Source organism: Acidobacteriaceae bacterium (assembly GCA_035944135.1).
Lineage (GTDB): Bacteria > Acidobacteriota > Terriglobia > Terriglobales > Acidobacteriaceae > Granulicella.
Window position 1 is genome coordinate 261844 of the sequence record DASZBM010000010.1, and the last position, 14007, is coordinate 275850.

Genomic DNA, 14007 nt, shown 5'->3' on the forward strand with positions numbered 1-14007 from the left:
GGCATACCCTCATGAGGCAATTGATTCGGCAGCAATCGTGTCACTGTGCGCGGAGGAGATTCATGCGTTCAGGCATTCGAGTTGTGTTCTTCGTTCCTTGCGGGATCCTCGTGCTCGCCGCCACAAACGCATCAGCCCAGAACGTGACGCCTTGCGTCCGCGTAATACGCTACAGCGTGCAGCGCGAGGTCTTCGTGTCGACCAACCGGAATCCCGCACCGGCATACACCGCGACCGTCAAGCAGAGCTTCGAACAAACCCTGCCCGATGGCAATACGGTTCACTGGGCCACCGAATCCACCCAGGCGCGCGACGAAAACGGTCGCACCCTGCGGCAGCGCATCGAAGGCTGCGATCTCGACGCCAGCGGGCAACCGCAGCTGCGCATGCAAGTCGAGATATACGACCAGGCCGGTCAGGCCTTCACAAGCTGGAGCATAGGCCCAGGCAGCATGGCCATCGCGACGGTCAATCATATGCAGACAAACTCGCAGCCGAACTGGAAGGACATCCCGCGCACACCGGGCATTCCATACCCTCGGCCCGAGTACACAACCGAAAATCTCGGCACACGCACGATTGCCGGCATCGAAGCCACGGGCTCCCGCACGACCCAGATTATTCCGGCTGGTCGGGAAGGGAACGACTCACCACTCAAGGTTGTGCATGAGACTTGGATGAATCGCCAGAATCGCACGATCCTCCTCGCTATCGATGATGACCCGCGCACCGGACGTAACACGTGGGAGGTTGAGAATCTCACGGTCGGTCCACCCGATCCGGCCCTCTTCACCCCGCCCGCGAATTACAAAGTTTGGGATCCCAACGCACAGCCGCAGACCGCCGCCGGCACGAATCGCTAATCCAGCGCGATCAGCAGCCCCTCACCGGCCTCAATCGTGACCTCTCCATCCACGCGCGCGCCTGCGCCGTCCAGCATCGTCGTCAGCACGACCGTACCCGGCGCACAGCGCGCACGCGCTACTTCCGTCCCAAGATTCAACAGCACCTGAAAATCCGTGCTCTCGCCTTCCGGCAAACCTTGCCGCACATAGCGCAGCACGTTCCCTTCGGCCGCAACGTTTGTGATCGCGCCCGCATGCAGCGTGTCATGTTGCCGCCGCAGCGCCAGCAATCTCCGGTACAACGTCAGCATCGACTTCGAATCACTCCGCTGTACCGCAGCATTTTTTGTCGCCCAATCACTCTCGAGCGGTAGCCAGGGCGTTGCGTTCGGCGACGTAAATCCCGCATTCGGCGCGTTCACCCAAAGCATCGGAGACCGCTCCGGGTCGCGCCCGCGTCCTTTGCCGGGCTCGTTCTTCTCCGCTGGATCCCGCACCTGGTCCGGCGCAATCGGAACGTCTTCCATCCCGAGTTCGTCGCCGTAGTACAGCGTCGGCGTGCCTCGCAGCGTCAGCAGCAACATTGCTGCCACGCGAGCCTGCTTCGCTCCTACACGCGACGCCAGCCGCGGCTGATCATGATTCCCAAGCACGTAATTCGGCCAGCCGCCCGGGGGCAGAAGCTGTTCATACCGTTGAACAATCTCCGCAATCGCGCTCGCCTTCCACTCCGTCTGGATGAGATGAAAATTGAAGGGCAGGTTCGCTCCGTTGAGCTCCTGGGTCTCCGGTGCCGGCAACTGCGCTGGCCCACGCTGCACCGGCATCCCGTAGTACTGCACCAGCTCCGCGAGCGGCAAATAAATCTCCCCGATCAAAACGCGGTGGGACCTCGCCGACTTCATCTCCAATGCCGAACTCGCCTCGCTCGCATCCGCAGTCTCCGGCAGCGTCGCCCCGTAGCTGTCCAACACGCCACGCATCTCCGCCACGATCTCATGCGTCTCCGGCCGGTTCGAGTTATAAACCGGAAGGGTCGACGCGAAGTCCTGCATTCCGCCGTGATACTCCGGGTTCGGCGGATTGTTTCTGAACTCCGCATCCTTGATCAGCAGCCAGAGCACGTCCATCCGAAATCCGTCGATGCCTTTCTCCAGCCAGAAGCGCATCGCTCCATAGATGGCCTCACGCACATCGGTGTTCCGCCAGTTCAAGTCGGGCTGTTCCTTCAAAAACGAATGTAGATAAAACTGCTCCGTCTTCTGATCCCACTGCCATGCCGGGCCGCCGAAGTGCGACATCCAGTTGTTCGGATAGCGTTCTTGTGCAGGCTTCCAGTCATCTCCCGCGGGTAGTGGCTTATGCCACAGATACCAGGTGCGCTTCGCATTCTTCACAGACGTTCGCGACTCGACAAACCACGGATGCTCATCCGAGGTGTGGTTCGGCACAAAATCGAGAATGACCCGCAGCCCGCGCGCATGCGCTTCACGCAGCAGCGTGTCGAAGTCCTCCATCGTGCCGAAGGTCGGATCGACCCCCGTGTAGTCCGACACGTCATAGCCGAAATCTTTCATCGGCGACGGATAGAACGGCGAAATCCAGATCGCATCGATGCCAAGGCCGGCTATATAGTCCAGTCGCGCTGTGATTCCCGGAAGATCGCCAACTCCATCGCCGTTCGTATCCTGAAAACTGCGCGGATAGATCTGGTAGATCACTCCCGTCTGCCACCACTGCAATGCCGCCATCGCTCTCCTCGTCACAACTTGAGATGCTCTTACAGGCGTAGCATCGATACCATGAGCGCCGCAACTTCCATCGACAACTCGGAGCTCGATGAACTACTTCACGAGGCGGAAGTCGCCCATGGCCATCTCTGCGCCGGGCAGATCCTCGGAGTTCGCATGGCGATGCTCGCGATGAGCCGCCTTGGCATCCGCTCGCCGCGCAAGAAGCTGTTGCTGAACGGTGACTTGAATCCTGACCGCAAACGCCCGGTCGTCTTTGTCGAGATCGATCGTTGTGCCACTGACGCGATCGCCGTCGTCACCGGAGCCCGCGTCGGCAAACGCGCCCTGAAGCTGCGCGACTGGGGCAAAATGGCCGCCACCTTCATCGATCTCGATGCGCAGCTCGCACCCAACGAATACAAGGGAATTCGTGTCGTCGCACTCGAAGGCTCCAAGCAGCGTGCGAAAGAACTCTACCCGGAGCTCAACAAGAACGAAGCGCAGATGCGCGCCTACCGCGAACTCCCCGACGAAGAGCTCTTCTCGGAGCAGTGGGTGCGGGTCCCGCTCTCGCCCAGCGAGTTCCCCGGCTACAAGGGCGAGCGCGTCGCCTGCGCGCGTTGCGGAGAAGGCGTCAACTTCGACCGCTTCGTCGAACGGGACGGCGAGCGCCTCTGCCTGGCTTGCGCAAATCCCGCCTCGCTCTACTACCAGCCGCTTTAAGATCCACACGCAGCAAAGCCGCTCCATTGCGGAGCGGCTTTGCTGCATCCCACCCGGGGATCTCTTACCGGCGGTCGAAGCGGCGATCGCGATCAAAATGACGGTCGCGGTCGAAGTCGCGATGATAGTCGCGATCAAAGCGTTGGTCGCGTACGACATAATGCGTGCGCCATGCGTCATAGTCGCGGAAGTAAATGCCGTCGTAGTAGCCCGGCCCCGCGAACACCACCTGAGGCGCGGGAGCCACGTATACCGGCGCGCCAATCGTGACACCGAACCGCACATGCTGCGCCTGTGCCGCTGGAGCCGCCATCATCAGTGCGGCACCTGCAATTGCTGTCCCTGTCAGTACCTTCGCCTTCATGCCTGCAACCTTCGCAATCAAAGTGGTGAACATATGAGCCTTACCTCCTGTGGGCGATCTTGAATCGCCGTACAGTCAGGTAAACGCGGGCCCATAGAGCGAGTTGCGCGCAACCTTCTCGCGGCCACAGTGTTCTAGCTGAGTTTCTCTTATCGTTAGCGCTCGAATGTGAAACGCATGCCTGCCTGCACCAGCCGCGGCGCCGCAAGTGTCAGAAGCGGCGTCAGCCCCGCATCGATCTGCCGGTTCAGCAGATTCTGCGCGCCTGCATACACACTCAGCCCCCAGCGCAGATTCCGCTCAGCGGACATATCAAACCGCGCGTAGGGATGCAGCCTGTACTGGTTCGCCGCATCATCGAACTCCTGCCCTTGATAAGCGGCGATGAGATGAAAGCTCGCCACCTTCGCCGCCGTGTAGTTTGCCGTTGCCGTGACAGACTGCCTCGGCACCTCCGGAATCCAGTTGCCAGTCAGATTGCTCGGCAACACGCTGTTCGAGTTGAACGCCGTCACGGTCGCGACTGCGAGCTGATATCCCAGGCCACCATCGAACCCTCGCCACTTCGCACTCTGTGCCTCAACCATCACGCCGCGGCTCCGGATCTGCCCGAGATTCTGCCGCTGCAGAAGCTGAGATGTCGCGGTCTGTGATAGCAGCACCGCGGAGATCGGCCGGTTCACCTCGGTCCAGAAGTACGTCGCACGCACGCGCCCAGGCTCGTGATCCCCATTGCGCATCTGCCCAAGCTCTGTCCCGAACTCGAATCCCGTCGCACGCTCTGCCAGCAGGGAATTGTTCGCTGTCGTGGTCTGCTGTCCAACCTGGCTTGTGCGATAAAGCTCGTTCATCGTCGGTCCGCGAAATGCCCGAAACGCCGTCCCGGTCAGAGCCACGCCGTGCGCCAGGTACCGCACGAGCCCTATGCGCGGACTCGTCATCAGCTCGTCAAGCTCCGGCAGCATCGTCGTGCGTGCTCTCGCCACAGTTTGCAGCACATCAAATGTCCGAAAGCTGTCCACGCGCACTGATCCCGACACCGACCAACCCTTCGGCTGCCAGATCGCGTCTGCAAACGCTCCAAGTTCCCGCTGGCGCGCGCTGGTTGTCGTTGGCGCCATAACCACGCCGCCGGAAACGGGCCATTCATCATCCGTCGCGCGTACGTCGCGCATATCTGCGCCGAACGCCGCTGCTACTTCATGCGCATATGCGTGCGTGACCTGCGCCGAAAATCCAAACTCGTCTGTCGGAACTCGTTGCAGCTTCGTCAAATTCTCGCTGTTCCGGTCCGCCGCAATCGACGAAAAGCTCTGCCGATAACCCTCTCTCGATCCAAACATCCGCACAGCCGCATGCGTCTTCGCAAAATCCGTATCGCCTCCGCCTGCATACCTCCACAGCCTGGTCGCATTCGTCTGCAACGGCGTTCCATTCTGCCGCGACTCATTCAACACATTCCCGCGCAGGAACGCAGTCCATCCGTTCACGCCCGGCGGCGTCCGCAACTCCAGCCTTCCACTCTGCGAATCCACATTGGCCGGCACATCCACAGTCCCGCGCAGCGCCGGTGCCGTCGGAATGTACCCTCCCGTCTTCAACTCACTCGCGGCCGCCAGCAGCGCAATCCACCTCGTCGCCGACTCCGCCATGCCGTCGGCGAGCACAGAGTTCTCCGTCGCTCCACTGGCGTCCGCCGCAATCTGAATCGATTTGGCCTCGCGCGGATCAACCGGCGCAACATCAATCACACCGCCAATCGCGCTCGACCCATACAGCTCCGCCGACCCGCCCCGCACCAGCTCAACATCACGTATCGCGGGCTCCGGAATCTCATTCCAGTGCACCCATCCGCCGAACGGGTCATTCATCGGCACCTGATCGCTCACCACCAGCGTGCGGCTTGCAGCCGTCGATCCCAGCCCGCGCAAACTCACGCCGCTGCTTGTCGGATTCGCCGTCCATGAACTCGTTCTCCGGAACAACTGGAACCCGGCAACCTCATGCAGCCGATCATCCAGTGTCAAGCCCGGCTCTGCCTTCATGCTGGTCTGCGTCAGCACGGCCACGCTCGACGCCGCATCGTTGATCCCCGCGAGTCCACGGTCCGCCGTCACCGTGACACTCTCCTGCGCCGCGGCCGGCCTCAGTACCACGCGTTCGGTCGACCCTTCACTCAACCCATTCACTGTCACGGGAGAAAACCCTGTCATGCTGATCACGACAGCCGATCCGGCCGGCACACTCGCGCACGCGCTTGCATCCAGCGCGACAGCGGGCGCCTGACCGCTCACGGCTACACTCGCGCTGGTCAACGGCAGCCCAGCGGGATCCACCACACACACGCGCGCCTGCTGCGCATTCGCCATTACTGCGAACGTCATCAACCATAGCCAGCGCGCCAGACTCTTGCTCACAGCCTCTTATATCGCGTCAAGGCAGCCGCACGCGCCCGCCCCACTCCTACTTTCGGTAGGAGCATCTCATGAGCAACACGAAGCGGACCTTTAGCGGCCTCGCCGACCCCATTTAGTAGACAGAGCGCAAAAGCACTCAGGTCGAGTGACAACGCCTAGCGGCTCCGCTGCGCAGCTTCGATCGCCGCACCCACCCGCAGCACCGTCGATTCGTCAAAATGCTTTCCCAGCACCTGCACGCCGATCGGCAGCCCAGCAGTCGTCTCGCCCGCCGGCACACTCATCCCGCAGATCCCTGCCAGCGAAGCCGCCACCGAATAAATATCCTCGAGGTACATCTGCAGCGGATCATCGGTCTTCTCGCCCAGCTTGAACGCCGCCGTCGGCGTCACCGGACACACAATCGCATCCACCTTCGCAAATGCCGTCAGGAAATCCCGCGCCAGCAGCGTGCGAACCTGCTGCGCCTTGCGGTAGTACGCATCGTAATATCCGGCCGAAAGCGCATAGGTGCCAAGCAGGATCCTGCGCTTCACCTCTGCGCCGAAGCCTTCATCACGCGTCTTCCTGTACATCGCAGAAAGCGTATTCGCATTCTCCGCGCGCAACCCATAGCGCACGCCATCGAACCGCGACAAGTTCGCACTCGCCTCTGCTGTTGCAATCACATAGTAGGTCGGCACGGCGTACTTTGTGTGCGGAAGAGACACACGCTCGACGGTACATCCCGCCGCGCGCAGATCATCCAGGGCGCGCTCTACCGCTGCGCGCACCTCTGCATTCAGTCCTTCGCCGAAATACTCCTCCGGCACGCCGATCCGCAGCCCGCTCACCGGCCGCTTGAGCGACTCCACGTAACTCCCCACCGGCTGGCCTGAGCTCGTCGCATCGCACGCATCCTTGCCCGCAATCACCTCCAGCACCGTCGCCGCATCCTCAACAGACCTCGCCAGCGGCCCCACCCGGTCCAGCGACGACGCAAACGCGATCAGCCCATAACGCGACACCCGACCATACGTCGGCAGCACGCCCACCACTCCGCAGAAGCACGCGGGCTGACGGATCGATCCACCCGTATCTGTACCCAGCGACGCTACGCAGAATCCAGCCGCGACCGACGCCGCCGAGCCACCCGAGCTCCCGCCCGGCACACGGTCCAGCGCACGCGGATTCCGCACCGGCCCATACGCCGAGTTCTCGTTCGACGATCCCATCGCGAACTCATCGCAATTCAGCTTGCCGAGCACCACCGCGCCCGCAGCCTCCATTCTCGCCACCGCCGTCGCGTCGTACGGCGGATGATATCCCTTCAAAATGCGCGAGCCAGCCGTGGTCTCCACGCCGCGGGTCGTCAGCACATCCTTGATTCCGACCGGCACACCCGCCAACCGTCCAAGCGGCTCCCCCGCCTTGGCCGCCGCATCCACGCGCGCTGCCTGCTCCAGCGCACGCTCCTTCGTCAGCGTCAGGTAGCTGTGAATCTCCTGGTCCGCGGCTGTGATGCGCTCGAAGTGTTGCTCGGCCAAACTCACCGCCGAGACTTCGCCGCTGCGAACCATGTCTCTCGCCGCCGTCAGTGACAACGACTCCAACTCAATGTGAGGCGCTTCAATCATTCGCCACAAACTCCAAATTCGAATCTCAAATCTCGCAACTGATGACTCGAAGCGCAGATCGCTCCGAATCACTCACACACGGCAACCTGAAGCTACCGCTCGATCACCTTCGGAACCTTGAAGAATCGCCCATCCGTCTCCGGCGCCTCGCGCATCACCTGCGCACGATCCGTTGACGGCTGAATCTCATCACGTCGCAAAGTCTCTCCATGCTCCGCTGCGGCAAGTCCCAACACCTCGCTCGCCTGCGCCATCGCTGGCACGTCGCCCGTGTCCAGCTCGTTCAATTGCGCGATGTACCCCAGGACCGCGTTCAAATCCTTCGCCAGCTTCGGCAATTCCTCCGGCGTCAGCTCCAGGCTGGCGAGGTCCGCCACATGCTGCACATCTTCAATCGATACGGTCGTTTCGCTCATAAATCCCTTTACCGTTCCTTGCGCCGCACCACGGCGGCCGGCCTGATCGCGCCGCTTCCTGCTGGCGCCTTACGTTCGCGCTGTCGTGACGAGCTGTGTCCCTCGAAGTGTATCGCCTGCAACCGCACCCCTGCGATTCTTCGCAGCTCATCCGTCAGCATCGAGTGCATCTGCGCAAACTGGTCGCGCCATCCCGGCTGGAGCACACGAATATGCAGCACACGATCGTCATCCAGGTGCAGGACCTCCGCCCGCGCCGCCAGAGCCGGGCCACACGCCACCGCCCACGCCGCCGCCAGCCGATCCTCGTCCGAGAGTGTCCGCAGACTGCGCCCCAACGTCCCGCGCAGCACATCGCGCATCGCTTGCATACATCGATTGTAAGCTCGCGCCAAAGTGCTCAGCCGTTCAGCCGAGCACAGTCGCCGCCGCCGTGCTCACCGGCGCACACACCTCTGCGGCCGCAGGCACCTTGCTCAGCACGAACGCGCGATACTGCTCCAGAAAGAGCGGCGTCGCGAACTGCGAGGCCCATCTCCGCGCAGCCTGCGAATCGAACTTCGGCTCTATGCATTGCTCCCACCGCTCGATAGCGTCCATCACCGCCGTTGCGCTCTGCTCTTTGAAGTACGTTCCAGTTGTCGCAGGCCCTGCCTCACCGCACTGCCACACACCGCGCACCGTCTCCAACGATCCGCCCATTCCGTATGCGATCACCGGCCTGCCGCACGCCTGGGCCTCCAGCGGCACCATGCCGAAGTCCTCATCGGCGGCAAACAACAATGCACGGCAGCGCGCGTACTCTCGCCACAGCTCTTCGTTTGTAAGCTCGCCGAGAAACTCAATCCTGTCATCTCCCTCAGCCATGCGGCGCAGCTTTGCCTCTTCCGGTCCGGTCCCGGCAACCCTCAAGCGCCGGTTCATCCGCTGGCAGGCCTCGATCAAAATCTCCGTGCGCTTGTACGCCACCAATCGTCCCGCACACAGGTAGTGGTCGCCCTGGCTCTCGCCCGCAACAGCCGCGGCCCTGTGCAGATCAATGGGTGGAGGCAACACATTCGCCTCCCGTCCATAGCACCGCCGAATCCGGTCCGCCACGTAGTTCGAGTTCGCCAGGAAGTGACTCACCTGTCCTGCCGCCGCGGCATCCCACCGGCGCACGCCCGGCGCCGTCGCGCTGAATGCCAGCCGCGTCAGCCCTGCCATGCTGTTTCGGTAAGCTTCATAACCATCCCACAGGTACCGCATGGGCGAATGGCAATAACAGATATGCTTTGCATCTTCAGACAGCCGCACGCCCTTCACCGGCCCGCTGTCAGAGGAGAGCACCAGGTCGAAGCCACGCAGATCCATCCACTCCGTTGCTGCGGGATAAAGCGGAAGGAAGTGCCGGTGTTGTCTCCGCGCCAGCGGGATTTTCTGCAGAAACGAAGTGTGTACTCGGCGCCCGGCCAGTGTCTCGGGCAGTCCAGCAGGGCTGGCTACGAGGGTAAAGATCTCCGCCTGCGGAAATAGCGCAGCGATGCACTCTGCCACGCGCTCCCCACCGCCGCGCGTAACAAACCAGTGGTGCACGACGGCAACCCGCATCCTTGGATACTCCTCAGGCCCGATCAGTTTCGCGCTGGTTCGGGTCCTAATAGGCGCCGTCACGATTCACAACACACGAGCACGTGCGCATCAGAATCTTGGCATCCGCGCCAAGCGACCAATTCTGCGCATAGTGCCGGTCAAGCTCCACGCGCTGCGCATACGTCAGCTCGCTCCGGCCCGAGACCTGCCACAGCCCCGTCACACCCGGCTTCACCGCGCAATAGTCCCAGAAGAACTCGCCATACTTCTCCACCTCGGCTGCCACAATCGGCCGTGGCCCCACCAGGCTCATCGTCCCGTTCAGCACATTCCAAAGCTGGGGAAGTTCATCCAGACTGGTGCGGCGCAGGAATCGCCCGACCCGCGTCACTCTCGGGTCACACTTCAACTTGTGCGTCGCGCGCCATTCCGCGCGCGCCTCCGGGTGCGCCACCAGATATCGCTCCAGCACCTCGCCGGAGTTCATGCACATCGTCCTGAACTTCCACATCGTGAAGAACTGCCCATGCCGCCGGATTCGGCGGTGCGAGAACAGAACAGGCCCAGGCGAAGTCAGCCACACCGCCACAGCGATCACAGCCAATACCGGCGCTAGCAGAACGCACAAAAACAGAACCGCCGCAACGTCCACTGCGCGCTTCACAACCCTGTAGCTGAAAAGCTGTTCGGGTCCGTCGACCTGCGGCCGCACCCAGGATGCTGTTGACGAATCGGCTACATTCGGAAGGTCGAATGTACTCGAAGGATAGAGTGCGGCGTTCGGTTCGTTAATTTGCAGATCCAACGACATCCAATCCTCATCTGCTGCCCCGGGCCGCTCAGCGCTCCGCACTCTTCCGCAGACCGCATACCTACCTTTTCGACCATGAACTACTTACGTCCGTGGCCCGTCAAATCCGGAAGCCCTGGCCGACCGTGGGGGCGTCAGCAGCGCTCTTCCAGACCCGCGAATTTCCCGTAAAGAACACAGGGCAATCAAGCTAAGGATTGGTTGCCTAGACAGTGTATCGTCCGAATTAGCAAGTTGCGATAGCTAAATCGTAAGACGACAAGCTGGTTTTTTTACGGGCGGTACCAAAATGGGAAAGTCCGTGCCTATATCGCGCCGCTCACTGCCGTGTCCTATCCTCGTTTCATGACACTACGTAATACCCCGCTGCGCGACGTCAAGATTCTGCAACCAAAGCGGCATGGAGATTCCCGAGGCTGGTTCGCCGAAGTCTTCAACTCCGACACCTTCGTGTCCCTCGGTCTTCCCCACGCCTTCGCGCAGGACAATCAGTCGTTCTCCGCCCGCGGCGTCCTTCGTGGCCTGCATTACCAGCTCGGACATCCCCAGGGAAAACTCGTCCGCGTCCTCTCCGGGCATATCTGGGACGTCGCCGTCGACCTTCGCCGCCACTCGCCCGACTTCGGCCGCTGGGCCGGCTTCCACCTCCAGCCGTACAACGATGACGGCGAGCTCGAACTCCTCTGGATCCCGGAAGGCTTCGCCCACGGCTTCCTCGTCCTCTCCGACACAGCCGAGGTCCTCTACAAAACCACCCGGGGCTACTACCCTCCCGGCGAACGCTGCGTCCTCTGGAACGACCCGGAACTCGGCATCACCTGGCCGCTCGACCAACTCGCAGGCGCAGAGGTCTCCGTCTCCGGCAAAGACGCCAAAGGCGCCCTGCTCCGTGACGCCGAACTACCGTAAGTAGTGAATAGTGAATAAAGCCAAAGGCAACGGAGCCACCCACCGGCTCCGTTTTCCTTCACTATTCACTTGATCTCTCTCAGCCACCACTCCACCTCGGCCAACGATCCGATCGCCATATACTCGCCGGGGCAGGGAACCGTCTCCGTTCCTCGCAGTAAAAACGCCTGCCGCAGCCCCGCCGCGTTCGCTGCCGCCACATCCGAGCACCGGTCGCCCACCATCACCGACTGCCTCAGGTCCAGCGCACGCTCCCGGGCCGCGCGCAGCAGCATCCCAGGCCCGGGTTTGCGATCTTCATGTTCCCGCCTGTACTCGCCCACACCGTGCTCCGGATGAAACGGGCAGAAGTACACGCCATCCACTCGCACCTTCTCGCGCTCAAACTCCGCGTGCATCCACTCCATCAGCTTGTGAAAGTCCGCTTCGCTGTACATCCCGCGCGCAATGCCCGATTGATTCGTCACGATGATCAGCTTGTATCCAAGCTCCATCGCCGTCCGGCACAACACGAACGCGCCCTCGACCCAGCGCACCTCTTCCGGCCGGTACAGGTACCCAACCTCTTCGTTCAGCACTCCATCGCGATCCAGAAACAACGCTCGCGTCCCACTCATCTCTGCGCCTCACCCAGATGCACAAGCGGCGTATGCTCCGGAACAATCACTCGCGGCTTCAGTACGTTCCCCTCGCGCTTCGCCTTCATCAGCCGCTCCACTTCCACAAACACCATCTCCGGCGTCACCTGCTGCACGCACCCGTTGTTCTTGCACGGAGCGAAATCGCGCCCGTCGTAGCACGGTCTGCACGCAAACCCTTCGCCGCCCCACAGCGCCACGCAGTTCTCGCGCTGCGGCATAAAACGATACGGACTCGTTGGCCCAAAGATCGCCACAATGCCGGTGCGCGTAATGCCCGCAAGATGCAGCGGTCCCGTGTCGTGCGTCACCGTCACCGCAGCCGACCCCAGCAGGGAAACGCTCTCCACCAGCGACAGCTTGCCGATCGCATCCCGCACGCCCAGACCCGCGAACGCGGAGGAGACCCATGCATCATCCGGCCCACCAATCAGCACCACTTCACAACGCCGCTCGATCAGCCGCGACGCCAGCTCCACATAATTGTGCAGCGGCCACCGGCGCAGCGGATTATCCCGCAGCAGGTTCTTCGCGCCGCCCGGCACCAGCACCACACGAGATCCCCCATCCTCACCGGCGACACCCGCCCCCAATCCCTCAATTTCTACCGGAGCAATGTGCTGCGGAGTCTCGCCATCCTCTCGCCCCAGCAGAATCCGCACATACTCGTCCGTATCCCGCCGTCCCTGCAACAGCGCTCGCTTGCGATCCTCCCAGCTCAACCGCACTCTGCGCCGCGCGCGCACTGGCCACGTCAGCATGGCGTATCGACTGTCGTAATAAAGCGTCGCGCAAAGCTCATACTCCCTGCCGAGCATCTGCTTCCAAACTGCGCGCATCGCCCGAAACCGCTCCGCCGCCGATCCCCGCAGCAGCGGCTGCTCATCCACCGCGATCACCTTGATCCACGGATACAGCCCAAGAACCGGCGCCACACCCTTGCCGCACAGCCACTCCACCGAATACCCCTCGCAGTGCAGCGCATACGCCGCCGGCACGGCCATCACTACGTCACCAATCGCGCCCAGCTTCACGATCAGCACACGCCTTGTGGCTGCAGCGCTCACTCGCTCTCCTGAAAGGCCGTCGGATCGTCGCGCCTCCAGTCTCCCACGCCGCGCCACACAGCGCGCATGCCCCGAAGGTTGCCCCGGACCGCCCTCTTGGCCAGCCTGGAGGCGACAAACAATCCCTTCGCCACCGATCGCGGCCGCCCATACCGGTCAAGAAACCGCAGACCCGACGCAGTCACAATCCGGTCCAACCGTGTGCTCTTCTTCGATGGACAACTCCCGCCCTCCTTGTGAAGCACCGCCGTGTCCGCCGCGATCGCCAGCTTCCAGCCCGCACTCCGCGCGCGAAAGCAGAGATCCGAGTCCTCGAAATACATGAAGTAGCGATCGTCGAGCAGCCCCACCTGCTCCAGCATCTCTCTCCGCAGCAGAACGCTAGCAAAGGTCAAAAACGATCGCCCATCCAGCTCCGCCGGAGCGTCGAAGTGCCGCGCATACCCCATCCACGGCACAATCGATCCGCCGCCCCACGCCTGGATCCTGTCCGGATGATCCAGGTAGTGCAGCACACTCCCCACAATCCCCACACTCGGATCGCTCGCCGCAGCCACCAGCTTCTTCAACGTGTCCTCGGGCGCCAGGATGTCGTTATTCAGCAGCCACACAAAATCTGCTCCGTGCTTCAGCGCACAGCCGATTCCGAGGTTGCTCCCCGCTGCAAACCCGCGGTTCTCCTCCGCCCTCAACAGCGGAATCCCCGGAGACACTGCGCCAATCCGTTCCAGCGAGTCATCCGTCGATGCGTTATCGACAACCAGAATCTTCAGGTCAGGGTAGTCCTGCGCGGTCAGCGACTGAACGCACGCAACCGTGTCACGCCATCCGTTCCAGTTGATGACCACACAACAGACACGCGGCGAATGGGCATTCACTGCGCTGTTTCCATCCGC

At 62.2% G+C, this 14007-nt stretch carries 14 protein-coding genes; 3 read left to right on the forward strand and 11 right to left on the reverse strand.

Features of this window, described 5'->3' with window-relative positions; translation table 11 throughout:
- The first annotated feature begins 62 nt into the window (after positions 1-62).
- A complete protein-coding gene (locus tag VGU25_15605; protein HEV2578630.1) occupies positions 63-863 on the forward strand; it encodes a hypothetical protein in 801 nt (266 codons plus the stop codon).
- Here the strand turns inward: VGU25_15605 and VGU25_15610 are convergent.
- Positions 860-2596: an alpha-amylase family glycosyl hydrolase gene (locus VGU25_15610; protein ID HEV2578631.1), complete on the reverse strand. Its 1737-nt coding sequence runs from the start codon at positions 2594-2596 to the stop codon at positions 860-862. The genes VGU25_15605 and VGU25_15610 overlap by 4 nt on opposite strands.
- Positions 2597-2647: 51 nt before the next feature.
- On the opposite strand from VGU25_15610, the gene VGU25_15615 reads away from it, so the two are divergent.
- Positions 2648-3301: an FmdE family protein gene (locus VGU25_15615; GenBank protein ID HEV2578632.1), complete on the forward strand. Its 654-nt coding sequence runs from the start codon at positions 2648-2650 to the stop codon at positions 3299-3301.
- A gap of 64 nt (positions 3302-3365) precedes the next feature.
- On the opposite strand, the gene VGU25_15620 is transcribed toward VGU25_15615, so the two are convergent.
- The 7 genes from VGU25_15620 to VGU25_15650 all read right to left on the reverse strand — a co-directional run bounded on the left by VGU25_15620 (position 3366) and on the right by VGU25_15650 (position 10497).
- Positions 3366-3698 carry a hypothetical protein gene (locus VGU25_15620; protein ID HEV2578633.1) on the reverse strand — a complete coding sequence of 111 codons (333 nt, stop codon included), beginning with the start codon at positions 3696-3698 and terminating at the stop codon, positions 3366-3368.
- 122 nt (positions 3699-3820) lie between these two features.
- Positions 3821-6082 carry a TonB-dependent receptor gene (locus VGU25_15625; protein ID HEV2578634.1) on the reverse strand — a complete coding sequence of 754 codons (2262 nt, stop codon included), beginning with the start codon at positions 6080-6082 and terminating at the stop codon, positions 3821-3823.
- Between the two features lie 155 nt (positions 6083-6237).
- A complete protein-coding gene (gatA, locus tag VGU25_15630; GenBank protein ID HEV2578635.1) occupies positions 6238-7698 on the reverse strand; it encodes an Asp-tRNA(Asn)/Glu-tRNA(Gln) amidotransferase subunit GatA in 1461 nt (486 codons plus the stop codon).
- Positions 7699-7790: 92 nt separating this feature from the next.
- Positions 7791-8114 carry an Asp-tRNA(Asn)/Glu-tRNA(Gln) amidotransferase subunit GatC gene (gene gatC, locus VGU25_15635; GenBank protein HEV2578636.1) on the reverse strand — a complete coding sequence of 108 codons (324 nt, stop codon included), beginning with the start codon at positions 8112-8114 and terminating at the stop codon, positions 7791-7793.
- Positions 8115-8122: 8 nt separating this feature from the next.
- A complete protein-coding gene (locus VGU25_15640; protein ID HEV2578637.1) occupies positions 8123-8485 on the reverse strand; it encodes a DciA family protein in 363 nt (120 codons plus the stop codon).
- Positions 8486-8522: 37 nt separating this feature from the next.
- Positions 8523-9704, reverse strand: a complete 1182-nt coding sequence (locus VGU25_15645) for a glycosyltransferase (GenBank protein ID HEV2578638.1) — start codon at positions 9702-9704, stop codon at positions 8523-8525.
- A gap of 46 nt (positions 9705-9750) precedes the next feature.
- Positions 9751-10497 carry a sugar transferase gene (locus VGU25_15650; protein ID HEV2578639.1) on the reverse strand — a complete coding sequence of 249 codons (747 nt, stop codon included), beginning with the start codon at positions 10495-10497 and terminating at the stop codon, positions 9751-9753.
- A 345-nt stretch (positions 10498-10842) separates the two neighbouring features.
- Here VGU25_15650 and rfbC point away from each other — a divergent pair, with 345 nt between their 5' ends.
- The gene (gene rfbC, locus VGU25_15655) at positions 10843-11406 is read left to right on the forward strand and encodes a dTDP-4-dehydrorhamnose 3,5-epimerase (protein HEV2578640.1); all 564 of its coding nucleotides are present in this window, start codon (positions 10843-10845) and stop codon (positions 11404-11406) included.
- A 65-nt stretch (positions 11407-11471) separates the two neighbouring features.
- Here rfbC and VGU25_15660 read toward each other — a convergent pair whose 3' ends face one another.
- From VGU25_15660 to VGU25_15670, 3 genes are read right to left on the reverse strand one after another with little or no spacing between them, the layout of a single operon-like run.
- Positions 11472-12023 carry an HAD family hydrolase gene (locus VGU25_15660; protein HEV2578641.1) on the reverse strand — a complete coding sequence of 184 codons (552 nt, stop codon included), beginning with the start codon at positions 12021-12023 and terminating at the stop codon, positions 11472-11474.
- Positions 12020-13111: a glycosyltransferase family 9 protein gene (locus tag VGU25_15665; protein HEV2578642.1), complete on the reverse strand. Its 1092-nt coding sequence runs from the start codon at positions 13109-13111 to the stop codon at positions 12020-12022. Before VGU25_15665 ends, VGU25_15660 begins: the two co-directional genes overlap by 4 nt.
- Complete coding sequence (locus VGU25_15670) at positions 13108-13989, reverse strand: glycosyltransferase family 2 protein (GenBank protein ID HEV2578643.1); 882 nt, start codon at positions 13987-13989, stop codon at positions 13108-13110. Before VGU25_15670 ends, VGU25_15665 begins: the two co-directional genes overlap by 4 nt.
- Between the last annotated feature and the right edge of the window lie 18 nt (positions 13990-14007).

Bases quoted from the DNA above. Each gene is read 5' to 3' on its own strand.
- VGU25_15605 (HEV2578630.1), top strand. From the start codon at position 63: ATGCGTTCAGGCATTCGAGTTGTGTTCTTCGTTCCTTGCGGGATCCTC.
- VGU25_15610 (HEV2578631.1), bottom strand. From the start codon at position 2,596: ATGGCGGCATTGCAGTGGTGGCAGACGGGAGTGATCTACCAGATCTAT.
- VGU25_15615 (HEV2578632.1), top strand. From the start codon at position 2,648: ATGAGCGCCGCAACTTCCATCGACAACTCGGAGCTCGATGAACTACTT.
- VGU25_15620 (HEV2578633.1), bottom strand. From the start codon at position 3,698: ATGTTCACCACTTTGATTGCGAAGGTTGCAGGCATGAAGGCGAAGGTA.
- gatA (HEV2578635.1), bottom strand. From the start codon at position 7,698: ATGATTGAAGCGCCTCACATTGAGTTGGAGTCGTTGTCACTGACGGCG.
- gatC (HEV2578636.1), bottom strand. From the start codon at position 8,114: ATGAGCGAAACGACCGTATCGATTGAAGATGTGCAGCATGTGGCGGAC.
- VGU25_15640 (HEV2578637.1), bottom strand. From the start codon at position 8,485: ATGCAAGCGATGCGCGATGTGCTGCGCGGGACGTTGGGGCGCAGTCTG.
- VGU25_15645 (HEV2578638.1), bottom strand. From the start codon at position 9,704: ATGCGGGTTGCCGTCGTGCACCACTGGTTTGTTACGCGCGGCGGTGGG.
- VGU25_15650 (HEV2578639.1), bottom strand. From the start codon at position 10,497: ATGTCGTTGGATCTGCAAATTAACGAACCGAACGCCGCACTCTATCCT.
- rfbC (HEV2578640.1), top strand. From the start codon at position 10,843: ATGACACTACGTAATACCCCGCTGCGCGACGTCAAGATTCTGCAACCA.
- VGU25_15660 (HEV2578641.1), bottom strand. From the start codon at position 12,023: ATGAGTGGGACGCGAGCGTTGTTTCTGGATCGCGATGGAGTGCTGAAC.